We start from the raw sequence: 22,685 nt of genomic DNA, 5'->3' as shown, positions 1-22,685 counted from the left end.
GCCGTTGGCGGCAGTGGGCGGCAGCAGCGGTTGGCAGCGGTGGGCCCGTACCGCCGCGGTCCCGCATGCCGCGGCGGCGTGGGCCGCGATCGCCGCCGGCACGGCGATCGCGCCACCCCGGGGACGGATGGACTAGCGGCGTACCCAATAGCCGGCGTGGAAGCGATAGGCGGGGCCGTAGTGCTCCCAGCGCGGACCGACATAGACGTAGCCCGGCCGTTCCACCACGTAGCGGCCGGCGACCCAGACGTGATGGCGTCCGTTCCATTGCCAGTAACCGGGCATCCAGACATAGCCGGGCCGTACCACCACCCGTTCCACCCGCGGTGGCGGCGGGGAGGTGCGGACCGACAGTTCCACCACCTCGCGCGCCTGCGCGGGCGCGACGGCCATGGCGCCGGCGAGCGCGCCGCCGAGCAGGGTGGCCAGCAACAAGGGACGAGCGAACATGCGATGTCTCCGAAGGCATCGGCGGGGTGCCGACGCGGGAGGAAACGCCGCGACCGGCACAGCTGTTGACGCGTCCCCGAGGGCGTATTCATGCAGCGGATAGCCAGGCGCAGCGGCGCGCTGGCGGCCCGGGACGCAGGTTTGCATGCTGCAGCGCAACCTGCCCGCGTCGCGCCGCGCGCCTAGAATCGCGGCATTCTCTTTTCGATGTCCGCACGATGAGCCTTCCCGCGTCCCGCGTTCCGTTGCCGCAGACGGATGCCAGTCCCTTGCGTTTCGTCACCGCCGCCAGCCTGTTCGACGGCCACGATGCGGCGATCAACATCATGCGCCGCCTGATCCAGGCGCAGGGCGCAGAGGTGATCCATCTCGGCCACAACCGCAGCGTCGAGGACGTGGTGCGCGCGGCGCTGCACGAGGATGCCGACGCGATCGCGCTGTCGTCCTACCAGGGCGGGCACGTGGAGTACTTCAAGTACATGGTCGACATGCTGCGCGAGCGCGGCGCCGGCCATGTGCGGGTGTTCGGTGGCGGTGGCGGCACCATCACGCCGGAGGAGATCGCCGAACTGCAGGCCTACGGCGTGGAGCGCATCTACCACCCCAACGACGGCATGAAGATGGGCCTGGTGGAGATGATCGAGGACGTGGTGGCGCGGGCAGGGCGGGCGCGGGATTCGGGACCCGGGACCCGGGACCCGGAACAGGCCGGCATTCCGCTTCCGGGCATCGACGACGAGATCGGGATCGGCAGGATGTTGTCGGCCATCGAGGACGGGGCATTCTCCGAAGCGGAGCTGGCGCTGCTGCGCAAGCAATGGCAATCCGGCCTGCCAGGCACCACCGGGTCCCGGGTCCCCGGTCCCGGGTCCCGCAGCGGGCGCACCGCGCCGGTGCTGGGCCTCACCGGCACCGGCGGTGCCGGCAAGTCCTCGGTCACCGACGAACTGCTCAACCGTTTCCTGGCCAGTTTCCCGCAGATGCGCATCGCGGTGGTCTCGGTCGACCCGAGCCGGCGCCGCACCGGCGGCGCGCTGCTCGGCGACCGCATCCGCATGAACGCGCTGCGCAGCCCGCGTGTGTACATGCGCTCGATGGCCACGCGACGCCAGCACGCCGCCACCAACCGGGTGCTGAAGGACTGCATCGCGTTGTTGAAGGCGGTCGGCTACGACCTGGTGATCGTGGAGACCGCCGGCATCGGCCAGAGCGATTCGGAGATCGTCGACCTGGTCGATTTCCCGGTGTACGTGATGACCAGCGACTACGGTGCGCCGAGCCAGCTGGAGAAGATCGACATGCTCGATTTCGCCGAGCTGGTGGTGCTGAACAAGTACGACCGGCGCGGCGCCGAGGACGCGCTGCGCGACGTGCGCAAGCAGTGGCGGCGCAACCGCGCGGCGTTCCAGCTGGAGGACGAGGCGGTGCCGGTGTACCCGACCATCGCCAGCCAGTTCAACGACCCGGGCGTGAGCTGGATGTTCGTCAATCTGTGCCGCCTGCTGCGCGAGAAGCTGGCGACGCAGGTGGACACCGCGGCAAACGCGCCGGGCGCACAGGCGCACTGCGATTTCCGCCCGCAGCTCGACACCACGCTGAAGGAGCCGCGCGCCACCGTGCTGATCCCCGGCGCGCGCGTGCGCTACCTGGCCGAGATCGCCGAACAGGGGCGCGCCCTCAATGCCGGCGTGCTGCGCCAGGCCGAGGCGGCCGACCGCGCGCAGGCGTTCTGGCAGGCCTTGCACGAACTGCAGGATCCGCAGTTGCCGGCGCAGCTGGAATTGTATGCGGCGCAGGATCTGCTGCCGGCGTCGCGTGCATCCGCCGATGCGCCCGCTGATGCCGTCGACGCCAGCCTGCTGCTTCTGCGCCAGCGCTACAACGATGCCTTGCAGTCGCTGTCCAGCGAATCGCTGAAACTGCTGCGCGAGTGGCCGCAGCGGCTGAAGTCGATCACCGACCCGGTCACCGAATACGCGGTGCGCGGCAAGCCGATCCGCGTGGAGAACTACCGGCAGTCGCTGAGCCACCAGTCCATTCCGAAGATCGCCGCGCCGCGCTACAAGAGCTGGGGCGAACTGCTGACCTTCCTCGGCAAGGAAAATCTGCCGGGCAGCTATCCGTACACCGGCGGCGTGTATCCGTACCGCCGTACCGGCGAGGATCCGATCCGCATGTTCGCCGGCGAGGGTACGCCGGAGCGCACCAACCGGCGCTTCCACTACCTGAGCGTCGGCCAGCCGGCCGCGCGCCTGTCCACCGCCTTCGACAGCGTCACCCTGTACGGCGAGGATCCGGCGCCGCGCCCGGACATCTACGGCAAGATCGGCAACTCCGGAGTCAACATTCCGACCCTGGACGACATGAAGAAGCTGTACTCCGGCTTCGACCTGTGCGCGCCGACCACCAGCGTGTCGATGACCATCAACGGTCCGGCGCCAATGATCCTGGCGATGTTCATGAACACCGCCATCGACCAGCAGGTGGAGAAACATCTCAAGGCCGATGCGCAGCGCTGGGCCCAGGCCGAGCAGACCCTGGCCCGATTGTTCGAAGGCCGCGAACGCCCGCGCTATCACGGCGCGTTGCCGCCGGGCAACGACGGCCTTGGCCTGGCCCTGCTCGGGGTCAGCGGCGACCAGTTGGTGGACGCGGAGACCTACGCGCAGATCAAGGCGCAGACCCTGTCCAGCGTGCGCGGCACGGTGCAGGCCGACATCCTCAAGGAGGACCAGGCGCAGAACACCTGCATCTTCAGCACCGAGTTCGCGCTGCGCATGATGGGCGACATCCAGCAGTATTTCGTCGAGCAGAAGGTGCGCAACTTCTATTCGGTGTCGATTTCCGGCTACCACATCGCCGAGGCCGGGGCGAACCCGATCAGCCAGCTCGCCTTCACCCTCAGCAATGGCTTCACCATCGTCGAGTACTACCTGGCGCGGGGCATGCACATCGACGACTTCGCGCCGAACCTGAGCTTCTTCTTCAGCAACGGCATGGACCCGGAGTACACGGTGATCGGCCGGGTGGCGCGGCGGATCTGGGCGCGGGCGATGCGCGAGCGCTACGGCGGCAACGAGCGCAGCCAGATGATGAAGTACCACATCCAGACCTCGGGCCGTTCGCTGCACGCGCAGGAGATCCAGTTCAACGACATCCGCACCACGCTGCAGGCGCTGTACGCGTTGTTCGACAACTGCAACAGCCTGCACACTAACGCCTACGACGAGGCGATCACCACGCCCACCGAGGAGAGCGTGCGTCGCGCGGTGGCGATCCAGATGATCATCAACAAGGAGCTGGGGCTGAACTTCTGCGAGAACCCCTGGCAGGGCAGCTTCATCGTCGAGCAGCTCACCGACCTGGTCGAGGAGGCGGTGTACAAGGAGTTCGAGGCGATCAGCGAGCGCGGTGGCGTGCTGGGCGCGATGGACACCATGTACCAGCGCGGCAAGATCCAGGAAGAGAGCCTGTACTACGAGCACAAGAAGCACGACGGCAGCCTGCCGCTGGTCGGGGTCAACACCTTCCTGCCCAAGGAGCATGCCGGCGAGACCGCGACCGAGATCGAGCTGATCCGCTCCACCGAGCAGGAAAAGGACCAGCAGATCGGCAACGTGCGCGACTGGCAGCAGCGCCGCAACGCGCTGGCGCTGGCCGCCGACGGCGCCGGCCTGGGCGCGCTGCAGCGCACCGCGCGCGAGCGCCGCAACGTGTTCGCGGCGCTGATGGAGGCGGTCAAGACCCACAGCCTGGGCCAGATCAGCCATGCGCTGTACGAGGTGGGCGGCGAGTATCGGCGCAACATGTAGGCGCCGACGGTCGTGGCTGCCGACGCCGGCACGCCGCGGTCGGCGAGGGTGCCTGCCGCGCGTGCGTCTGCGGCGCCGCGCCAACGCATGCGGCAATCTTGCGGCCGCGGCCCGGGCGGTTTCATAGTGTCCCATCGATTCACGCAGAGGGTGCCGATGAAAGTCTGGGGAGCGTTGGCAGTATTGATGGCGTGCGCGGCGTCGAGCCGCGCGGCGGAACCGGCCGGGGATGGGGCGGCGGGGCCGCTGTTCGACACCGTCGCGGCGCTGGACCAGCGCCTGTTCGAGGCCTACAACCGCTGCGACCTGGCGGCGTTCGCGTCGTTGTTCGTGCCGGACGTGGAGTTCTACCACGACACCGGCGGGGTCACCTGGGACCGTGCGAGCGTCGTCGACAACACGCGCAAATGGATCTGCGGCAAGGTCCGCCGCGAGTTGCTGCCCGGCACCTTGCGGGTCTATCCGATCAAGGACTTCGGGGCGATCGAGGAAGGCGAGCACCGCTTCTGCGAGCTGGCCAGCGGCCGCTGCGAGGGCATCGCCAAGTTCGTGATGGTGTGGCGCCAGGACCCGGACGGTTGGAAGTTGACGCGGGTACTCAGCTACGGGCATCGCAGCGCGCCCGCACCGGCGCCGCACTGAGCGTGCAGGTGGCGGTCGCCCAGCAGAGGGCGGCGGTCGAGCCCATCGCCCCGACCAGACCCGCCACGTGCCGTCCGCAGGCGGCAGCGAGGAGCGGCGTAACAGGCTGGTGGACTGGTGCAGGGCGGTGTCGGCACGCCGCTTGCTTGCTGCTGAGTGGCGCGATCGCGCGTTGTCCATGACCGCCTCACGGAGGTCGGCCACCGCATCACGTCGGCGTTGCGCAGAAACCCGCGCGGCGTGCTTGAATGACATGGCGTGCCGCGTGGGCGCGCACCGGTGGCCGGGCGCGGGGACCTGGCGATGTTTTGCGGATGACGACGATCGTGCCGATCATGTGGATTGCCATCAGTGCGGGTGCGCTGGTGCTGGGGGGCGGACTGTGGTGGTGGCTGCGGCGTGGCCCTGGCGATGCGGCGGAGGCGCCGCAGGCGCGCGCCCATGCCGAGGATGCCGACGTATCCGCGGCACCGGCCGTGTCTGCACCCGCCGCGCCAGCCGCGCCTGTTGCCCCGGTGGACCCGGGCCTCGACCCATTCGCCGACCCGGCCCTGCTCGATCTGGATCCGGTGCCGGACGCCGCGATCCTGGCGCGCCTGTGCGAGCTGGCATTCGTCGGCCGGCCGGTGAGCACGTCGGCCACGCCTGCGCCGGCGGTCATGGCCGAGGCCGCCGCGGTGTTGGCGCGCATCGACGCGCATCCGCGCTACACGCCGCGACGCCCGCACCTGCTGCCGCAGCTCACCCGCGCGATCAACGACCCGACCGCCGGCGCCCACTCCATCGCCACGATCCTGGGCCAGGACCCGGCGCTGGCCGGCAACCTGCTGCGCATCGCCAACAGCGTCGTCTACCGCCGCCATCCCGAGCCGATCGAGAACCTGGAGCGGGCGGTGGCCCTGCTCGGCACCGAGGGCCTGCGCCAGATCGTGCTGGCGGCGCTGCTGCAACCGGTGATCGTCGACGACGGCAGCGTCTTCGGCCGCTGTGCGGCGGTCCTGTGGGAGCACACCCTGCTGTCGGCGCACGCCGCCTCCCAAGTGCCCGACCGCGAGGATGCGAACGCCGCGCAATTGCTGGCGTTGTTGTGCGGGCTGGGCGCGGTCTCGGTGGTGCAGGTGCTGCGCGATGTCCACGCACGCCACGCCGAGGCAGCGCCCACGCCGGCGGCGATGACCGAGATGCTGGAGGCCTGGTCGGCACACTGCGCCAAGGCCATTTCCGCGGACTGGGGGCTGTCGCCGCGCGTGCAACGCGCCCTGGAGGAGCAGTCGGGCGACGCCGATACGGCGACCATGAGTCCGCTTGGCCTGGCCCTGCGCCGGCATCGCGCCGCGGCCGCCGCGCAGCTGGCGGTGCGCTATAGCCGTTAGGTGGCACCGTTGCGTGGTCCAGCCAGTGATTGGTCGAAACGTGCGGCAGAGCAGTCGGGTGCCGGAGCGGTACTCGGCCACCGGGCGATGCGACGGGATGTCGGCGCAGCCGACAGCGCAAGACAGCATGCGCCGACGCAGGCGCGGATCCCTGTCGTGTCCACGTTGGCGCCGAGGCTGATCTGCTTGCTGGCGCCGTTGGCGACGATCGCCGTCCATGAAGGTGGCGCCCTGCTGGCGACGCATGCGCATGCGTGTGCTGCGCGGTTCCGGCTTGGCGGGTGGCCGCTCGGTGCCGCTCGGAGCCGGCCATGAGTTCGGCCGGGACAAGACGCGGCGCGTGGATGCCATCGCCTTGGCTCAATCGGCTCCTGACAGGCGTGCAGGGCGTGCTGTTGCTGATCGGCGTCTCGGCGATGGCGGTCGGCGCTATCGCCCTGGTCCAGGGCGTCTGGGCACCGAGCATGGTCGAGTTGCCGGTGATCCTGCTCAGTCTTCCGCTGGCGGGCATGGCGACGGTGGCGCTGCACGAGTGTGGCCACGTGCTGGCGGCGCGTGCCGCGGGCATGACCGTCTACCTGATCCATATCGGCCCGCTGCAACTGCATGCGCGCCGCCGTGGCTGGAGGATGCGTTGGCGGCGCGCGCGTCCGGGCCATCCGATCGGCTTCGTGCTGCCCGTGCCGGATCCCTCCCTGTCGCTGTGCCGGCAGTATCGATTGACGATCGTTGGCGGGCCGGCGGCCAATCTGCTGGTGGCGTCGATCGCATGGCTTGCCGCGCGATACGCCGGGCTCGACAGCAATCTGGGCGCATTCTGCGTTGGCATCGGCATCCTCAACTTCGCGGTCGCGCTGATCAATCTGTTGCCGGTGCAGGGCCGGTCGGGAGCAACCGACGGCTTGCAATGGGTGAATGTGGCGCAGTGGCACGAAGCGGATGCCCCAGCGTACGTGCTTGCCGAACTCAATGGGTGGACGTGCAAGGGCGTCACTGCGGACAGGCTGCCGCCGTCCCGCCTGGACGTGCTGGCACGCAGCGATCTGGCCTTGTGCCACAGCTGGTTTGCGTTGAAGGCAGCGCAACAGCGTGGTCAGTGGCGGCAAGCGGCGGAACTGCAACCGCAGATGGAACAGCGCCTCGCCGAGACGGGGCACGCTGCCGCGCAATGGGAGACGCTGGTCATGCTGCTGCGGTGCGAATTCGCATTTTCGCGTGCAATGGCAGGAAGCGCCGAGATGGAGATGCTGGATGCGGGACTAACGGCGGAGGCGGACTGGATCGCTCCAGCGTTGCGCCCGCGCTGCCGGGCATTGATAGCCGTGCGGTACGCCGACGCTGCGGGGGCGCAGGCCTGGTTGCGCCTGGCGGAGGCGGCGGCCGAAGACCAGGTCGATCGTTCCCTGCGAGCCACCGAAGCCGTGCTGCGCGATGCGATCCGTGGACTGCTAAAGGCCGAATGACCCGTTGCTTCGGCGCGGTCGACGCCATGCGCCGCTTGCATGAAGCGCGGCGCGTTTTCTCGACCTCATGCAGATGCGATGCGCCCGGCGGGCAGGAGGCGGCCGGCCGAGCGGATGCACCGGCTGCACGCATGCAGCCGGCGCGACGGCGGCGTGGCGAGCGCGTCTACCTCAGCGCAGCGGCACGTCGGCGACCTTGTCCTGGTAGTCGCGTTTGGGGTCGATGCCAAACAGCACTTTGATGCCGGCCATCAGGCTGGAACCGTTGAGCCAGATCTGCGCGTGATCCGGGTCCAGGCGTAGCAGCGCCAGCTTCGGATCGTCCTTGCCCTGTTCGTACCAGGCATCGATGAAGCCGTTCCACAGGCGCTCGATCACCGCCTGGTCGTTGTCGACGCTGAGCGTGCCGCTGATGCTGGCGAACAGGTCGTGGTTCTTGGCGCTGAACGCCGCGATCACCCGCTGGCTCTGCGTCAGCTTCTGCACCAGCGCATTGTCCTTGGAGGTGAAGAACCAGATCGGGCCGCCGCGATCGCCCTCGAACTGTGCGGTCATCGGCCGGGCGTGGCCGTCCTCGACGCCGTCCAGGCCCAGCATCACGGTGCGGTCGGACTTCAATGCCTTCCAGAATTTCTCTTCCAGTTCCTGCGGGCTGGCCATGCGGATCTCCGAGCGGGCGACAGTGCCCGCCTGCACTGTGCCGGCAGGCGCGCGCGCGGTCCGTGACGGGAGGGTGCAGGCCACGTGCAGAGCCGGTGCGCGCTGACTCCTGTAGACAAGTGCGGCGATGCGCAGCGCGCTGCGATGCGCATCGAAGCATCGCGCCGATCCCCGGTGCTACTAAGCGACCACGCCACGCATGCAGCGTGGCGGACGGACCACGGTTCCGCAGGGAAGGCGTGCGCCGACTGCCCGCGGCACGCGCCGCTTTCCGACAGGACGTTTGCCGATGAGTGCGATTCCCGCGACGCAACCGCTGTTGCCGCCGCAACTGACCCTGGCGATGGCCGCTGCCAGCATCGCCGCCTACGCGGCCTATGAAGGCAAGCCGGTCTCGGCGCCGTCCGACTACCGTCTGGTCGCCCGCTGGTCCGGCTGGGATGGCGACCCGCTGGGGGGCAGCGAGGAACTGTTCGGCTTGCTGTTCCGTTCCACCGCCACTGCCGGGACCTATCTGTTCGCGTTCCGCGGCACCGATTCCGACCTGGACATCTACGAGGACCTCGACTTCTCCACCACCGCCTTCGTGCCCAGCGCCGGTACCGTCACGCCGGTGCCGCAGGTGTCGGCCGGGTTCTACGGCATCTACAACGGCAGGGGCGGCGCGATGCGCGCCTCGATGCGCGCGCAGTTGTTCGCGCTGCTGGAGCACTTCGCGCCGACCCAGGTCTTTGTCACCGGGCACAGCCTGGGCGGTGCGCTGAGCCAGTTGTTTTCGCTGGACCTGGCGCTGAGCCGGCCGGCGCTGCCCAGCCGCAACATCAACTTCTGCAGCCCGATGGTCGGCGACGCGAGCTGGGAACAGGCCTATGCCGCGCATATCGCCGCGGCCGACAGCACGCGCTGCTACAACTACTGGGACTATGCGCCGTCGCTGCCGCCGTCCGCGTTCGGCTATGCGTCGGTGGGGCAGGCGTTCCGCACCGCCTACGACGTCAACGGCGCCTGGTTCCCGCATCTGCTGCCGCGGCACTCCATCGCCAACATGCAGGTCGTGCTGCAGCACGCCCTGTGGCAGACGCCGCAGGCCTGGAGCGGGACCTTCGCCGACCAGACCGATCCGCAGCGGCTGATGCGCAGCCAGATCCCGCCCACCACGCCGCATCCGGCCTGGGCGGACATGGCGCTGACCGCGCGGGCGGCCGAGCAGGCGCTGGGCTTTCCGGAGGGGGCAGCGGCGTCGCCGGCGGCGGCCGCACCATGAGTGCGTGCGCGGCCCGGCGGCGCGCCCGTTGTGCCCGGAGTCACTGCATGGCACCGCCGCGGGTGCCACGCTGACCGCCCATCGATCGCGAGGACGTCGCCATGGCATCGTTCGACCTGTATCTCCCACAGCTGCTGCGGTTCGAGGGCGGCTTCGTCGATGACCCGAACGACCCGGGCGGCGCCACCAATTACGGCATCACCCTGGCCACCTTCCAGCGCTGCGCGCAACCGCTGCTGGGCCAAGCGCCGACGCTGCAGAACCTGCGCGCATTGACCGTGCAACAGGCCGCGACGATCTACCAGCACGACTACTGGGACAGCATCGGCGCCGATCAGATCGCCTCGCAGACGTTGGCCGAGCTCGTGTTCGATTTCTACGTCAATGCCGGCGATGTCGCGATCTCGCTGCTGCAGCGCGTCCTGCAGCAACTGGGCGCGACCGCATTGGCGGTCGATGGCGAGATGGGGCCGGCAACTCTGGCGGCGCTTGCCAGTGCGGACCCGGCGCAGGTGTACGCGCAGTACCGACAGCAGCGTATCGCCTACTACCAGCGCCTGGTGGCGGAGCGTCCGGCCGACGCCGAGTTCCTGGCCGGCTGGCTGCGCCGCGCGGAATGGTTCCCGGCGAGCCTGCCGGCCGATGCGTCGGCGCCTGCGCAGACTGGCACCGCCTGATCCGACGCCGCGCCGTGCACGGCGCGTGCATCTGCGTTTCACCGCATGCGCATGTCGCGCTGTCTAGTCTCCCGAACCAGCGTCGGCCATCTGCCGGCGCCAGCGCACGCGATGACGGCGTGCGCCTGTCCTCGTTTTCGGGAAGACCGCATCATGATCAAGTGGGCCATCATCATCGCCATCATCGGACTCATCGCCGGCGCGCTCGGCTTCAGCGGCGTGGCGGGCGCGGCGATCGGCGTCGCCAAGTTCCTGTTCTGGGCCGGCATCGCCATCGCCCTGGTGCTGTTCGTGCTGGGCACCATGCTGGCCAAGAAGGTCAGTTAGGCACTAGGCCGGGTGTCGCGTCGATGCAGGTGCGTCGCGCGACAGGTCCGCAGCGCGAGGCCCTGGGGTGGTCGGCAGACGCCTGCCGTGCCAGTGAAGGCCTAGGCGTCGCTGGCGGTATCCGTTTCGTGCGTTGCAGCGTCGTCGTCGGAGGCGGGCTTGGCCGCTGCGGCACGCGCTTCGCGCTTGCGCGCTTCTTTTTCTTCCTGCTGTTTCTTCTTGGCCAGCTCGCGCTGCCGCTTTTCGAAGGAGTAGTTGGGCTTGGCCAATGCAATGTCTGCCGTCAGGGGAATGCCCTGAGTGTAGCCGCTGCGCGGCTTCGGCGTGCGAAACGGACAGGCCGTCATCGGGACGGCCTGTCCTAGGCGCAGGTGCGGGAGTACGGCCCTCCCGGACCTTGGCTTACGGGCTCAGATACTGCTGGATCGACGAATACACGTCGGCGAAGCGCGAGTAGTAGTCCGGATCGCTCGGTGCGCTGCAGTACGAGGTGCCGCCATACAGGCCGCCGCGCAATTGGTAGGCGCCGCTGCTGTTGACGGTGAACAGGCCGGAGCCGGACGAGCCGCCTTCGGTGACGCCGGTGCTCCACTGCACGCGGTACAGCGGCGACTTGCCGTCGATGGAGCTGGACAGCGCGGTGACCTTGCCCAGCGAGTACTTCTTGACGTCGCCGGCCGGGTGGTGGATGCCCTCGATCGCGGTGCCGGTGGAGCCGATCGCCGAACTGCTCCAGCCCGCGTAGAACGCGCCGCTCGGCGGAGCGCTCTTGAGCTCGAGCAGCGTGGTGTCGCGGGTGGTGTTGGTATAGCGCAGGTAGGCGCCGCCGCCGAGCGTGGTGTAGTTGGAATTGACCGTGGAGCCGCCGCAGGTGGTGGCGTCGTAGAACCAGTAGGTCTGCAGCGTATTGGCCACGGTCTGGGTGCTGATGCAGTGCGCCGCGCTCCAGAACATCGCTTTCTTCGGCGAATTGCTGTTATTGAGCAGGGTGCCTGTGCACAGGTAGGTGCTGCCGCCGCTGGTGAAGGTCATGCGCGCCACCGACTTGGCCGCCGAGGTGAAGCCGGAGGTCGGGTTGGCACGGCAGACAATGTCGCGCTCGCACGAGTCGCTCTCGCCGATCATCGGCCGCATCATCGTCTCGCTGGCGACCGGGCTGATGTCCAGGTGCGACAGCTGTGGGATCTTCAACGCGAAGCCTTGCGGATACTGGCCCGCCGGCAGCTCGATCTCCACCACCATGCGCGCGCCGGCGATCACCGCCGACCAGCCGGGCTGGCTACCGGCGAACTCGGCGCCGCTCTGCTGGAACACGCGGCCATCCTCGCCGGCGAAGCGCAGCGTCGCCTTGCGCGGATCGCCGGGCTGGGCGCCGCTGCCGCTGAGCTGCAGCGCTGCGCGCAGCGCCTGCGCGTTGGTCGAGGCGATTTCGAAACTGGTGACCTGGGCGCCGTTGGGCAGGGTCTGCCAGCGCAGGCGACGCAGGTTGATGTCGGGCTTGGCGACGTCGCGGGAAAAGCCGATCTGCAGCGGCTGGCCGTGCTTGACCTGTTGCCCGCGTGCCTGCTTCATCGCCGCGGCCTTGCTGCTGTCGGGCGCGGCAAGTTCGATCAGGCGCGGGGCGTGCGCGCTGCCCGGGGGAAGGCTGCGCAGTTCCGCGCCACCGAGCGCGGCGGCATCCGGGCGGGCTTCGACCGGGGCGGAATCCATTTCGGCTGCTGGGGGAGTGGCAGCCATGGCGGCGGGGGACATGCCGGCAATGCCGGCGAGCAACGCCAGGTACAACGCATGCTTGCGATTCATCGATCTTCCTTCTGCGAAGAGGGACGAGACCATCCGGCAGGGGACCGGATGCCATTGCACCCGAGTTCAGGGTGCCTGCCGAGGCTACGGACGACGCCAGGTCGATTGCGTGTCAGGCGTCACGCTCGGAGGGCCGGTTTCGTAGACAGCTGCTCACATTGCGTGTGATGGCGCGAAAGAAGCGCACGGCGCTGCCATGCCGCAGCGACATCGTTGCATGGGCGCTGCAATGCGCATACGTGCCCGATCGAGTGGGAAGGGCAGGATGGGTAGCGCTATCTGGAGCGGCCCGATCGACGCGTCGACACGGCGTCGGCCAGTCCGCCCGCTCGCGCTCATCAGCGGCTCAGATCGCTCCGCCGAGCCGCATGAAGCCAGGCGCGGACGCTCCAGCCGAGCACCGTCCTAACCGACTGCCACCTTTCTGCAATCTTTCCGACAAATTTCAGTAGATTCAATCACTTGAATCGGCATCTGGCGTGCTGCGACGCAGCTTGCATCGATTCAAATTCGGCCTATAACGCTGGCGTCGCATATATGAACTTTTCGTTCTTGTATGCACCGCCTGGCGGATGGCCCACGCGAAGCCAGGGGAATCGGGCGGGCTCGGCACATCTCCAACATCGATCGCTCCTGTGGGGGGAGACCAGTGAACAGAACCGCTTTCCGGCGTGGACTCGTCGCCAGTTCCGTTGCGCTCGCGCTGTGGGCGCCTTCTCTGATGGCGCAGTCCGCGCCCGACAGTGCGCCCCCGCCAGGTGGCACCGGCAAGGCCGACAAGCCGGTCGAACTCAAGGCAGTGACGGTCACCGGGTCGATGATCCCGCGGGTGGAGGTCGAAGGCCCCGCGCCGGTGGTCACCATCACCGGCGAAGAGATCAAGAAGCAGGGCTACACCACGCTGTGGGAGTTCCTCGACTCGCTGCCGCAGGTGGGCCAGCAGGTGTCCGACCCCGCCTCGTGGGGCTCCAGTTCGGTCAATGCGCGGTCGGTGAACCTGCGCGGGCTCGGCCCCGGTTTCAGCCTGCTGATGATCGACGGCCATCGCGTGGTCGACTACCCGCAGCCGCTCAACAAGCAGAGCAACTTCCAGAACTTCAACAACATCCCCACCGGGATGATCGATCACATCGAAGTGCTCGCCTCCGGCGCGTCGTCGATCTACGGCTCGGACGCGGTCGCCGGCGTAGTGAACGTGATCCTGAAGAAGAACTACCGGGGCGACCAGTTGCAGGTCACCCTGGGCGACGCGACGCGCGGCGGCCGCGACTACGGCGACATCAATTACGTCGGCGGCCGTGCCGGCAACAACTGGCACGTGACCTACAACCTGGAGCACTCCAACCGCAGCGCGCTATGGGGCATGGACCGGCCCTACCAGGATTCGGTAGCCGACGCCGGCTACGGCGCATGGGGGCCGGCCTCGCGCATGTTCGGCTACCAGTACGACGCCGCCGGCGCGATCGCCCTGTCGGCCACCGACGCCAACGGCCACTACATCACGCCGCCGGCCGGCACCTGCGACAAGTTCACCAACTCGCGCCTGGCCCAGTCGCACTCGGTGACCACCAACGGCACCCAGATCACCGGCGTCACCGACAACGGTTTCTACTGCGCGCAGCCGGCGCTGTTCCAGAACTGGGTGCTGACCCCGGGCAGTCGCAGCAACAACGGCTACGTGTCGGGCGAGTACGACTTCCAGAACGGTCTGCAGTTCTACGGCTCGGCTGCGCTGTACCAGACCGTGGGCATCTCCAACACGCAGCTCAACGTGTTCAGTGCCGGTCCGTTCTACGACCAGACCACCGGGCAGACGGTCAACCAGGTCATCCGCCAGCTGACTCAGAAGGAAATCGGCGTCAGCGCCAACACCTACGATCGCGAGCTCAACTGGAACCTGCAGGCGGGCCTGCGCGGCACCGTGTTCGACGGCCGTTTCAACTGGGACCTCAACCTCAACACGCAGAAGTACATCGTCCGCGAGGAGTTCACCGGCTACAACGCGCAGGCCACCAACAACTTCTTCCTCGGCCAGCAGCAGGGCAGCACCGCGGACGGTCTGCCGATCTACGCGTTCAACTGGCAGCAGTTCTGGAACCCGATCACCCCGCAGCAATACGACCAGTTCGCGGTGACCGGCGTCAACACCGCATCGTCCTGGCTCGACCAGGCGCAACTGCGCGTCAACGGCGACCTGTTCAAGCTGCCCTGGGCCGATCGGTCGGTGGGTTGGGCCGCGGTGCTCGAAGCCGCACACAACGGCTTCAAGCTGTCGCCCGACCCGCGTGCGGCGGATCCGTCCACGTTCCAGAACCCGTTCGGCGCCTACCTCACCGGTGCCGGCACTCGGCAGCGTTTCTCGCTGGGCACGGAGTTCCGCGTGCCGGTGCTGGAGTCGGTGACCTGGACGCTGTCCGGCCGCCTGGACAAGTACAACGACGCCAGCCGTGCCGACATCGCCCGCACCTGGGGCTCGGGCCTGGAGTGGCGCCCGTACGACGGTCTGCTGCTGCGCGGCAGCTACGGCACCAACTTCAAGGCGCCGGACATGCAGGCGATCTACCTGACAGGTTCGACCTCGCCGGTGGGCTTCTACGCCGACCCGCTGCAGTGCGTGAACGCGATCAAGGCCGGGCAGAACAACAACACCTGGTGCAACAGCGTGCAGCGTCCCGGGTCGCAGTACTACACGCTCTACACCAACGGCAGCCGCCTGCTGCTGCCGCAGACCGGGCACTCGTGGACCTACGGTTTCGTCTGGCAGGTGCCGGGCGTGCAGGGGCTGTCGGTGTCGGCGGACTACTGGAACATGGGCGTGGACAACGCCATCCAGTACCTCGGCCAGGACACCGTGCTTGCCGACGAAGCCGGCTGCCTGACCGGGCTGAAGCCGAACGGGACGTCGGGCCTGTCGCCGTACACGGCGCACGTGGCCGGATCGGAGTACTGCCAGATGGTCACCCAGATGGTGAAGCGCGACGCCAACGGCCAGATCGTCTCGGTGCAATCGGGCCCGATCAACGAAGCCTCGCTGTACGTGGCCGGCGTCGATGCGACGCTGGACTACAAGTTCCACACCGACGGCTACGGCGACTTCCGCGCCGGCATCAACTACACCAACAACCTGTCGTACAAGCAGCGCGTGCTGGCCTCCGATCCGCTGCAGAACACCCGCTACCAGAACGTGGCCAGCCGCATGACCTGGATCGCCGACTGGACCAGGGGCCGCTGGAACGTGTCGATCTCCGGCGTGCGCAATGGCCGCATGCGTGCCCCCAACTACGCCGGCTGCGACGTGCTGCCCAACGGCATCCAGCCCGGCATGGTCACGGTGTCCAATGGCGGCAACACGATCTCCACCGGCGTCTGCCAGGTCACCCAGGACGGCAACCAGGTCGCCGTGCCGGATACGACCTACCGGGGCCACGCGCCGGCCTGGATCACCTGGAACGGCTCGGTCGGCCTGCAGGTCACGCCGGACCTGCATGCGAAGCTCACCGTGTCGAACATCTTCGACAAGGTCGGTGCGATTCCGTACTACGCCGGCGGCTTCGAGTTCGTCACCACCGGGCAGACCGCGAGCGAGTACAACGGCCGGGAAATGTTCCTGACCCTGGACTACACGTTCAACTGAGCGGTTGGCTGATCGTCGGCGGGCTTCGCGGGAAGCGGAGCCCACCGGATTTCTCATGGGCCTGGCGTTGCCTCGTGTCATCTCTCGTCGCAGCGCGCGCTGTCCAAGCGTATGCGCGCCAGGTGGTCTCACCTGACGCCTTGCGCTTCGCGATGCGATGCGATGCGCTCGACCATCGTGCAACAGCCTCTCCCGCTTGCGCAGGAGAGGCATTACAACCGAAGAGGCGGTCCTGAGCTGCGCTCAGCGGCGCCGGTTCGACGGCACGAACTTGTACAGCTTGTTGACGCCGGTGCCGAAGTTGAAGCGGCTGTAGCCGGCGCCCCAATACACCGCACCATCGACGATCGCCGGTGCGCTGGACACCGAGCCGCCGGCATCGAAGCTCCACAGGGTGGCGCCGGTCTTGGCATCGAGCACGGTCATCGCGCCGGACATCGACCCGGCATAGACAAGGCCCGGCGACGATGCCAGCGGGCCGCGGCCGCCGGCGCCGAACGCGGTCTGTACCGGATCGGTACCCGGCACCTTGACCTGCCAGAGGATCTTGCCGCTGGCCGCATCCAGCGCGGCCCAGGAGCCGGCGTTCCAGGTTTCGGTGTTGCCCGGCGCCAGCGTGTACGGCGTGTGCTCGTTGTTGTTGATGGCCACGTACACGCGACCGGAGAACGGATCCACCGACGAGCCCCATTCGATGCCGCCGGCGGTGCCGCCCGGGCCGACCTGGGTCGACCACACGGTCTGCCCGCTGTCGGCGTCGAACGCCCAGTACACGCCGCTCTTCTGGCCGGCACCGACCAGCGCCTGCGGCTTGCCGTTGCGGATCGCCGTGAACAGGTTGGCGCCGCCGCCGCTGAAGTCGTAGTCGGGTCCCTGCGGGTCCTGGCACAGGCCATTGGTCGGCGCGACCAGGCACGACAGCGACCAGGCGTCGGCGCCCTGCAGGCGGCGCGTCCACACCGGCTTGCCGCTGCGCATGTCCAGCGCCAGCACCGAGTCGACGTAGTTGTCCGGCGCCATGCACGCCAGTTGCGCGGTCTTGTCGCCGTTGGCGTTCTTGACGCAGGTGGCCACCTCGGTCGGCACCGAGTAGTTGTTGCCGGTGGTGGCGTAGACGCGCTGGCGCAGCGGATCGATCGCCAGCGTGCCCCACACCGAGGCACCGGTGTAGCCCTCCGGCGCGGTGCGGAAGCTCCACAGCAGCTTGCCGGTCTTCAGGTCCAGCGCGGCGACGCTGCCGCGGAAGGAATACTTGTAGCCGGCGCTCAGTCCGCCCCAGTCGCCGGAGGACACGCCGACGTAGACGCGGTCGCCGTAGATCACCGGCGAGGCGGTGATGCGCGCCTGCGGGTTGGACTCGACCAGGGTCTTCCACAGCAGCTTGCCGGTGGCCTTGTCGATCGCCAGCACCGTGCCGCTGGCCTGGTCGCCGACCAGCACGCTGTCGCGCGCGATCGCCGGGCTGTTGCGCGACAGCGAACCGGCGATGCCGGTGTAGTCGGCCAGCTTCACCTGCCACACCGCCTTGCCCAGGTCGGTGTCGATGCGATACAGCTGGCCGCCCCAGTCCGGCACGTACAGCGCCGTGCCTTGCACGGTCGGCGTGGCCGAGACGTCGCCTTGCGTGGTGAAGGTCCACGCGGTCTTCAGGCGCGCGGCGTTGAACGGGGTGATCTGCCATTCGCCGGGCGCGAAGCGGGTGTTGAGGAAGCCGCCGCCGGCGCTGTCCCAGAGGCTGTGCGTGGCGAACGGCGTGCCGCCGGAGAACGTGCTGCGCCATTGTGCGCTGGCGGCGCTGGTGTCGGTCGTCGCCGCTGCGGTGCCTGCGGACTGCGCCATCGCCATTGCGCTGAACATCAAGCCGGGAATCAACGCCAGCCGCAGGCGGGAGTGGTTCTGGTGTGCATCACGCGTTTTCATGGATGTCCTTCGGGCTTGGGAGTGAGGATCCCCCCGTCACGTCCGCGGCCATCCTAGAAGTGAAAATCCTTGCGTGTCATGTACTTACGAAAAAGTTAGGGCCTTTGAAAAAGGTTGCTGCGATAGCGAAAAACGATGGCGGCGGCATCGCGCTGTCATCGTGCCGGCACGCGCGTGACGCATGTCGTCGCGGGCTGCGATGGCCGTCGCGGCCGCGTGTTGCCGCGCATCGACACGGCGCGGCAGATTGCGTCCGCGTGGCGCGTGGCGATATGCGCCATCGATCCCGTGTGCTGGATCCGCCGCGTGAGCGCGGGCTGAATTGCGGTGCAGTCCGACGTGCCCGCAGTGCGCTGCGGCGACGCCGCATGGGCGGTGCGAGCGGTTGGTTACACTGTGCGATCACCGTTGTCCGCACAAGGAATGCCTCGATGAAATGCCCCTCGCTGTTGTCCCTCGCCATCGCGCTGTGCGCCACCGCTGCCGGCGCCGCGCAGGCGGCGACGCCCGCGTCCGCCGCGGCGCTGGAGGGCAAGGTCGATGCGCTGTACACGCGGGCGCCGGACACCCTCAAGCCCGACGAAGTGAAGGCGATGCAGCAGCGCCTGCTCGATTGGGCGCAACTGCAGCGCTATCGCGCCGACAACGCCGCGCTGCCGGCGCCGGCCGCGGACGCGCCGCGCGTGGTGTTCTACGGCGATTCCATCACCGATGCCTGGGGCCGTCGCGAAGGCACCACGTTCTTCCCCGGCAAGTCCGCCTACGTCAACCGCGGCATTTCCGGGCAGACCACCGCGCAGATGCTGGTGCGCTTCCGCCAGGACGTGATCGACCTGAAGCCGGCGGTGGTGGTGATCCTGGCCGGCACCAACGATCTGGCCGGCAACACCGGCCTGTCCACCCTGGAGATGATCGAGGACAACCTCAGCGCGATGACCGAACTGGCGCAGGCCCACCACATCAAGGTGGTGCTGGCCTCGGTGCTGCCGGTGACCGACTATCCGTGGCGGCCGGGCCTGCAGCCGGCGCAGAAGGTGCGTGCGCTCAATGCCTGGATGCAGCAGTACGCACAGCAGCACGACGCGGTGTACCTGGACTACTACAGCAAGCTGAGCAACCGCGACGGCGGCATGGACAAGACCGTGGCCATCGATGGCGTGCACCCCAACAACGCCGGCTATGCGGTGATGGCGCCACTGGCCGAGCAGGCGATCCAGCGCGCGCTGGCAAAGCCCTGAGCACTGCGCGCGCTAGCCCCTCTCCCCCCGGGAGAGGGGTTGGGGTGAGGGTAGGTCGCCGGTAAAGCTGGTCGTCGAGCGGCGCAACCGCTCAGAACCGCTCGCCGCCCGGCAAATAACGCCACTCGCCCGGCGCCAGCTTGCCCAGTGGAATCCGACCGATGCGCAGGCGACGCAGGCTGATCGCCTCCAGTCCCACCTCGGCGCACATGGCCTGCAACTGGCCCGGCTGCACGTGCTTGATCGCAAAGCGCAGGCGGTCCTCGTTCTGCCAGCTGACCTTGCACGGCGGCAGGCTGCGCTGCTGGTAGACCAGGCCATGCGCCAGCCGCAGCATGCCGTAGGGCCGCAGTTCGCCACGGACTTCGACCACGAATTCCTGTTCGATCGCGCTCGCGTCCTCGGTCAGGCGGCGCAGCACGCGGCCGTCCTGACTGAGCACCAGCAGGCCGCTGGCCGCCGACTCCAATGGCAACGGTGCGTTCAGACGTAGGAAGTGGCGCTTCAGGACGCGCACCTCGCTCGTGTCCAGGGCGCTGCGCGTGTCCGGCCTGACCAGCGCCAGCGCCGCGTCGAACTCCAGGCCGGCCGGCTTGTGCAGCAGCAGCGTGGCCGGTTCGATCGCGCCCAGTTGCGCGTCGGCGGCCAGCGTCACCTGCTGGGTGGTGATCGGCGTCTGCGGCTCCTCGACCACCACGCCGTCCACGCTGACCCAGCCGCCCTCGATGTATTGCTGCGCTTCGCTGCGCGAGCACGGCAGCATGGCGGCCACGTATTTGTCGAGGCGGGTGGGGGCGGACATCGAAACGCTCGGCGATCAGGGCAGCGCAGTGTACGTGCTGCCGCCGCTGCGCTGCCACGCGCGGCGCCGCTCAGCGGTCGCTGCCGCCGGCTAGCTCCAACTGGGTCAGGTACAGACGCAGATCGAACTCCAACTGGTGGTAGTCCGGCGTCATGTGCGCACACAGCTGGTAGAAGGCCTTGTTGTGCGCGCTTTCCTTCAGGTGCGCCAGTTCGTGGGCGACGATCATCGGCAGGAACGCCGCCGGCGCATCGCGGAACACGCCGGCGATGCGGATCTCGCGGCTGGCCTTGAGCTTGCCGCCCTGCACCCGCGACACCGTGGTGTGAGTGCCGAGCGCGTGCTTCACCGCCTGCAGGCGGTTGTCGTAGATCACCTTGTGCAGCGGTTCGGCGCTGCGCATGCAGCGATCCTTCAGCGCCTGCGTGTAGTCGTACAGCTGACGGTCGGTGCGCACCGCGTTGGCCTCGGGGTAGCGGCGGCGCAGCCAGTCGCCCAGCCGCTGGCGCGCGATCAGCTCGCGCACCTGGTCCAGGACCTGGGGCGGGTAGCCGACGAGATAGCGCAAGGTGTCCATCCCGCCACCTTAGCGTGCCGCGCGCGGCGGGGCATCCGCCGTGGGCGGCTTCGCGGGCGGGCAGCGGTGCTGCGGGTATCATGGGCCTCCCGATTTCGAGTCCGTGGACGCTTCCGATGCGCAATCCCCTGCAGGAGCAACTGCTCAAGGCCGGCCTGGTGAAGAAGAGCCAGGTGGCGCAGGTCGCGCGCGAGCAGGCCAAGGCGCGGCAGGGCAAGACCCCGCCGCCGCCCAGTGCCGAGCAGCTGGAGAGCGAGCGGTTGCGGCAGGAGCGGGTGGAGCGCGATCGTGCGCTGTCCGCCGAGCGCAATGCGCAGGCCCGCGTGCAGGAGCAGCGGGCGCAGGCGCGGCAACTGGTCGAGACCCACAAGCTCAAGGCCGACGGCGAGATCGACTACCACTTCACCGATGCCGGCAAGATCCAGCGGCTGCGGGTGGATGCGGCCTTGCGCGCGCACCTGATCGCCGGCAGCGTGGTGATCGCCCGGCTGGACGCCGGCTATGTGCCGGTGCCGCGTGCGGTCGTCGAAAAGATCGTCGCGCGCGACCCGGCGATCATCGTGTTCGACGCGCTGGCGGCAACGCCGGCCAGCGGCGAGGACGATCCGTACTACAGCCAGTTCCAGGTGCCGGACGACCTGATCTGGTGAGGCGGGGCGCCGGGCGGCGCATGAACGTCTCGGCAAGGTGAAGCCGACGTGCATTGCATTCACCGGTGCCGGCCGCATCATCCAGGCAAGGCAACAGTGCGGAGACGACCATGGCCACTGGGTGGGCAGGCGACGGCGCGGTGCAGGACCAGATCGATGCGACTGTCGAAGATGCGATCAGGCGGGCGCGCAGCCAACTGCCGCAGGGCCCGGGATCGAGCCACTGCGAGGATTGCGATGCGCCGATTCCCGAGGCGCGGCGCAAGGCCGTGCCGGGCGTGTGCCTGTGCGTGGCCTGCCAGGACGCGCAGGACCGCGCGCAGCACGAGCACAGCGGCTACAACCGCCGCGGCAGCAAGGACAGCCAGCTGCGCTGAGGCTCAGCCGGCGCGATCGGTCTCCAGCGCAGGCTTTGCGTGCAGTGCGATGTTGAGCTGATCGACCACGATCGCCCAGTCGGCGTCTTCCAGGCGTTCCTCGCGCAGCAGTTGCGCCTGCGCGGGCGTCCAGAACGGGGCTTCTTCCAGGCGCATGTCATCGGGCAGCGGCGCGTGCCGGGCGATGAACTGGCGAATCTCGGCTTCGCTGTTGGGCAGCCCGAGCTGGGCGAAAAGGTCGGCGAACGGGGGGATGACGGGTTCCATGCAGTACCTGATCGGGTAGGGAGGAGCGCCGCACCGGGCGGCTGGCGTCGACCATAGCGGCTGCGCCATGTGCATGGCGTCAGCGTCGGCGTTGCCGTCGTTGCGGCGCTCAGCCCAGCCCGGATGGAACCGGATGGCTGCGCCAGCGGCGCGTGCTGCGCTGGAAGAACAGGCTGTTGGGGATCTGCAGCACGCTCTCGCCGTCGCCGTCGCGTTCCTCGCGCAGCGTGGTGTAGATCAGGTTGATGTCGATCACCTGGCCCTTCAGTCCCGGCTTCTCGCCGTTCTCCAGCAACTCGATGTGGTCGTGCAGGCGGAACGGGCGCGTGGTGAAGATCAACAACGTGCAGAAGATGTTGGACAGCACGCTCCAGGCGGCGAAGAACGCCACCGCCGCGACCGCGGCGAAGCCGGTGAAGGCGGTCCACAGTACGGTGCCGGAGACGCCGAAGCGGTCCAGGATCAGCAGCAGCGCGGCGGCGTAGATCACGAAGCCGCTGCCGCGGCGCGCCATCATCACCAGTTCCGGCGGCAGCGCGTAGTGCTCGCCCAGGCGCCGGATCAACCGTCGCAGCAAGGTCCGCAGCAACCAGGCGCCGAGCACGATCAGCACGATCTGCGCGCCGGGCACGATCACGTCGAGCCAGCGGTGCGTCCACGACGGCAGCAGGGTATGGAGCGAGGGCATTGCACTTCGGAACACGCAGGGGAAGCGCGATGGTCGCAAGCGTGGCCGCTGCGGGCAAGTC

General features: G+C 68.4%; 20 protein-coding genes. 11 read left to right on the top strand and 9 right to left on the bottom strand.

All coding sequences use genetic code 11. From position 1 onward, the window contains the following. Positions 1-132 precede the first annotated feature (132 nt). On the bottom strand, positions 133-450 hold the full coding sequence (locus AC1PMG_RS15160; protein WP_481109436.1) for a YXWGXW repeat-containing protein: 318 nt from the start codon (positions 448-450) through the stop codon (positions 133-135). Positions 451-668: 218 nt separating this feature from the next. Between AC1PMG_RS15160 and AC1PMG_RS15155 the strand changes: the two genes are divergently transcribed. The 4 genes from AC1PMG_RS15155 to AC1PMG_RS15140 all read left to right on the top strand — a co-directional run bounded on the left by AC1PMG_RS15155 (position 669) and on the right by AC1PMG_RS15140 (position 7,740). Next, positions 669-4,262, top strand: coding sequence for a methylmalonyl-CoA mutase family protein (locus tag AC1PMG_RS15155; protein ID WP_481109435.1), 3,594 nt, complete (start codon positions 669-671; stop codon positions 4,260-4,262). A gap of 156 nt (positions 4,263-4,418) precedes the next feature. Continuing rightward, positions 4,419-4,904, top strand: a complete 486-nt coding sequence (locus tag AC1PMG_RS15150) for a nuclear transport factor 2 family protein (protein WP_481109434.1) — start codon at positions 4,419-4,421, stop codon at positions 4,902-4,904. Positions 4,905-5,239: 335 nt separating this feature from the next. After that, positions 5,240-6,277 (top strand): HDOD domain-containing protein, encoded by a 1,038-nt coding sequence (locus tag AC1PMG_RS15145; protein ID WP_481109433.1) that lies wholly within the window; start codon positions 5,240-5,242, stop codon positions 6,275-6,277. A gap of 389 nt (positions 6,278-6,666) precedes the next feature. Further along, positions 6,667-7,740, top strand: coding sequence for a M50 family metallopeptidase (locus tag AC1PMG_RS15140; RefSeq protein WP_481109432.1), 1,074 nt, complete (start codon positions 6,667-6,669; stop codon positions 7,738-7,740). 171 nt (positions 7,741-7,911) lie between these two features. Here the strand turns inward: AC1PMG_RS15140 and AC1PMG_RS15135 are convergent, their stop codons facing one another. Then, positions 7,912-8,400, bottom strand: a complete 489-nt coding sequence (locus AC1PMG_RS15135) for a pyridoxamine 5'-phosphate oxidase family protein (RefSeq protein WP_010342308.1) — start codon at positions 8,398-8,400, stop codon at positions 7,912-7,914. 289 nt (positions 8,401-8,689) lie between these two features. Here AC1PMG_RS15135 and AC1PMG_RS15130 point away from each other — a divergent pair, with 289 nt between their 5' ends. The 3 genes from AC1PMG_RS15130 to AC1PMG_RS15120 all read left to right on the top strand — a co-directional run bounded on the left by AC1PMG_RS15130 (position 8,690) and on the right by AC1PMG_RS15120 (position 10,668). Beyond that, positions 8,690-9,664 (top strand): lipase family protein, encoded by a 975-nt coding sequence (locus tag AC1PMG_RS15130; RefSeq protein ID WP_481109431.1) that lies wholly within the window; start codon positions 8,690-8,692, stop codon positions 9,662-9,664. Between the two features lie 101 nt (positions 9,665-9,765). Beyond that, entirely contained in the window at positions 9,766-10,341 is a 576-nt protein-coding gene (locus tag AC1PMG_RS15125; protein WP_481109430.1) for a glycoside hydrolase family 108 protein, read from the top strand. Positions 10,342-10,494: 153 nt separating this feature from the next. Further along, the gene (locus AC1PMG_RS15120) at positions 10,495-10,668 is read left to right on the top strand and encodes a DUF1328 family protein (protein ID WP_017908222.1); all 174 of its coding nucleotides are present in this window, start codon (positions 10,495-10,497) and stop codon (positions 10,666-10,668) included. Positions 10,669-10,769: 101 nt separating this feature from the next. On the opposite strand, the gene AC1PMG_RS15115 is transcribed toward AC1PMG_RS15120, so the two are convergent. Together AC1PMG_RS15115 and AC1PMG_RS15110 are read right to left on the bottom strand one after the other, a co-directional pair. Then, positions 10,770-11,015: a hypothetical protein gene (locus AC1PMG_RS15115; RefSeq protein WP_481109429.1), complete on the bottom strand. Its 246-nt coding sequence runs from the start codon at positions 11,013-11,015 to the stop codon at positions 10,770-10,772. Positions 11,016-11,070: 55 nt separating this feature from the next. Beyond that, the gene (locus AC1PMG_RS15110; RefSeq protein WP_267096862.1) at positions 11,071-12,471 is read right to left on the bottom strand and encodes a trypsin-like serine peptidase; all 1,401 of its coding nucleotides are present in this window, start codon (positions 12,469-12,471) and stop codon (positions 11,071-11,073) included. A 721-nt stretch (positions 12,472-13,192) separates the two neighbouring features. Between AC1PMG_RS15110 and AC1PMG_RS15105 the strand changes: the two genes are divergently transcribed. Then, entirely contained in the window at positions 13,193-16,105 is a 2,913-nt protein-coding gene (locus AC1PMG_RS15105) for a TonB-dependent receptor domain-containing protein (protein WP_481109428.1), read from the top strand. Positions 16,106-16,348: 243 nt separating this feature from the next. On the opposite strand, the gene AC1PMG_RS15100 is transcribed toward AC1PMG_RS15105, so the two are convergent. Next, positions 16,349-17,950: an outer membrane protein assembly factor BamB family protein gene (locus tag AC1PMG_RS15100; RefSeq protein ID WP_481111682.1), complete on the bottom strand. Its 1,602-nt coding sequence runs from the start codon at positions 17,948-17,950 to the stop codon at positions 16,349-16,351. A 506-nt stretch (positions 17,951-18,456) separates the two neighbouring features. On the opposite strand from AC1PMG_RS15100, the gene AC1PMG_RS15095 reads away from it, so the two are divergent. Then, a complete protein-coding gene (locus AC1PMG_RS15095) occupies positions 18,457-19,263 on the top strand; it encodes an SGNH/GDSL hydrolase family protein (RefSeq protein WP_481109427.1) in 807 nt (268 codons plus the stop codon). 91 nt (positions 19,264-19,354) lie between these two features. On the opposite strand, the gene AC1PMG_RS15090 is transcribed toward AC1PMG_RS15095, so the two are convergent. Both AC1PMG_RS15090 and AC1PMG_RS15085 read right to left on the bottom strand, forming a co-directional pair. Further along, entirely contained in the window at positions 19,355-20,065 is a 711-nt protein-coding gene (locus AC1PMG_RS15090) for an rRNA pseudouridine synthase (protein ID WP_481109426.1), read from the bottom strand. Positions 20,066-20,135: 70 nt separating this feature from the next. Next, positions 20,136-20,642, bottom strand: a complete 507-nt coding sequence (locus AC1PMG_RS15085) for a M48 family metallopeptidase (RefSeq protein WP_267105319.1) — start codon at positions 20,640-20,642, stop codon at positions 20,136-20,138. A gap of 116 nt (positions 20,643-20,758) precedes the next feature. On the opposite strand from AC1PMG_RS15085, the gene AC1PMG_RS15080 reads away from it, so the two are divergent. Together AC1PMG_RS15080 and AC1PMG_RS15075 are read left to right on the top strand one after the other, a co-directional pair. Continuing rightward, entirely contained in the window at positions 20,759-21,292 is a 534-nt protein-coding gene (locus AC1PMG_RS15080) for a DUF2058 domain-containing protein (protein WP_481109425.1), read from the top strand. Between the two features lie 110 nt (positions 21,293-21,402). Further along, entirely contained in the window at positions 21,403-21,669 is a 267-nt protein-coding gene (locus AC1PMG_RS15075; protein ID WP_481109424.1) for a DksA/TraR family C4-type zinc finger protein, read from the top strand. A gap of 3 nt (positions 21,670-21,672) precedes the next feature. Here the strand turns inward: AC1PMG_RS15075 and AC1PMG_RS15070 are convergent, their stop codons facing one another. Beyond that, a complete protein-coding gene (locus tag AC1PMG_RS15070) occupies positions 21,673-21,936 on the bottom strand; it encodes a DUF2789 domain-containing protein (RefSeq protein ID WP_481109423.1) in 264 nt (87 codons plus the stop codon). A 109-nt stretch (positions 21,937-22,045) separates the two neighbouring features. Beyond that, on the bottom strand, positions 22,046-22,624 hold the full coding sequence (locus AC1PMG_RS15065; RefSeq protein WP_481109422.1) for a mechanosensitive ion channel domain-containing protein: 579 nt from the start codon (positions 22,622-22,624) through the stop codon (positions 22,046-22,048). Positions 22,625-22,685: the final 61 nt, after the last annotated feature.

This window comes from Xanthomonas sp. NCPPB 2250 (assembly GCF_056725265.1).
Note: the sequence above shows the minus strand (reverse complement) of the source record. Positions and strands in the feature narration are given on the sequence as shown.

What these genes read in the sequence shown, in the direction of transcription:
- AC1PMG_RS15160 (WP_481109436.1), bottom strand. Translation starts at nt 450, where the DNA reads ATGTTCGCTCGTCCCTTGTTGCTGGCCACCCTGCTCGGCGGCGCGCTC.
- AC1PMG_RS15155 (WP_481109435.1), top strand. Translation starts at nt 669, where the DNA reads ATGAGCCTTCCCGCGTCCCGCGTTCCGTTGCCGCAGACGGATGCCAGT.
- AC1PMG_RS15150 (WP_481109434.1), top strand. Translation starts at nt 4,419, where the DNA reads ATGAAAGTCTGGGGAGCGTTGGCAGTATTGATGGCGTGCGCGGCGTCG.
- AC1PMG_RS15145 (WP_481109433.1), top strand. Translation starts at nt 5,240, where the DNA reads ATGTGGATTGCCATCAGTGCGGGTGCGCTGGTGCTGGGGGGCGGACTG.
- AC1PMG_RS15135 (WP_010342308.1), bottom strand. Translation starts at nt 8,400, where the DNA reads ATGGCCAGCCCGCAGGAACTGGAAGAGAAATTCTGGAAGGCATTGAAG.
- AC1PMG_RS15130 (WP_481109431.1), top strand. Translation starts at nt 8,690, where the DNA reads ATGAGTGCGATTCCCGCGACGCAACCGCTGTTGCCGCCGCAACTGACC.
- AC1PMG_RS15125 (WP_481109430.1), top strand. Translation starts at nt 9,766, where the DNA reads ATGGCATCGTTCGACCTGTATCTCCCACAGCTGCTGCGGTTCGAGGGC.
- AC1PMG_RS15120 (WP_017908222.1), top strand. Translation starts at nt 10,495, where the DNA reads ATGATCAAGTGGGCCATCATCATCGCCATCATCGGACTCATCGCCGGC.
- AC1PMG_RS15115 (WP_481109429.1), bottom strand. Translation starts at nt 11,015, where the DNA reads ATGACGGCCTGTCCGTTTCGCACGCCGAAGCCGCGCAGCGGCTACACT.
- AC1PMG_RS15110 (WP_267096862.1), bottom strand. Translation starts at nt 12,471, where the DNA reads ATGAATCGCAAGCATGCGTTGTACCTGGCGTTGCTCGCCGGCATTGCC.
- AC1PMG_RS15105 (WP_481109428.1), top strand. Translation starts at nt 13,193, where the DNA reads ATGGCGCAGTCCGCGCCCGACAGTGCGCCCCCGCCAGGTGGCACCGGC.
- AC1PMG_RS15100 (WP_481111682.1), bottom strand. Translation starts at nt 17,950, where the DNA reads ATGGCGATGGCGCAGTCCGCAGGCACCGCAGCGGCGACGACCGACACC.
- AC1PMG_RS15095 (WP_481109427.1), top strand. Translation starts at nt 18,457, where the DNA reads ATGAAATGCCCCTCGCTGTTGTCCCTCGCCATCGCGCTGTGCGCCACC.
- AC1PMG_RS15090 (WP_481109426.1), bottom strand. Translation starts at nt 20,065, where the DNA reads ATGTCCGCCCCCACCCGCCTCGACAAATACGTGGCCGCCATGCTGCCG.
- AC1PMG_RS15085 (WP_267105319.1), bottom strand. Translation starts at nt 20,642, where the DNA reads ATGGACACCTTGCGCTATCTCGTCGGCTACCCGCCCCAGGTCCTGGAC.
- AC1PMG_RS15080 (WP_481109425.1), top strand. Translation starts at nt 20,759, where the DNA reads ATGCGCAATCCCCTGCAGGAGCAACTGCTCAAGGCCGGCCTGGTGAAG.
- AC1PMG_RS15075 (WP_481109424.1), top strand. Translation starts at nt 21,403, where the DNA reads ATGGCCACTGGGTGGGCAGGCGACGGCGCGGTGCAGGACCAGATCGAT.
- AC1PMG_RS15070 (WP_481109423.1), bottom strand. Translation starts at nt 21,936, where the DNA reads ATGGAACCCGTCATCCCCCCGTTCGCCGACCTTTTCGCCCAGCTCGGG.
- AC1PMG_RS15065 (WP_481109422.1), bottom strand. Translation starts at nt 22,624, where the DNA reads ATGCCCTCGCTCCATACCCTGCTGCCGTCGTGGACGCACCGCTGGCTC.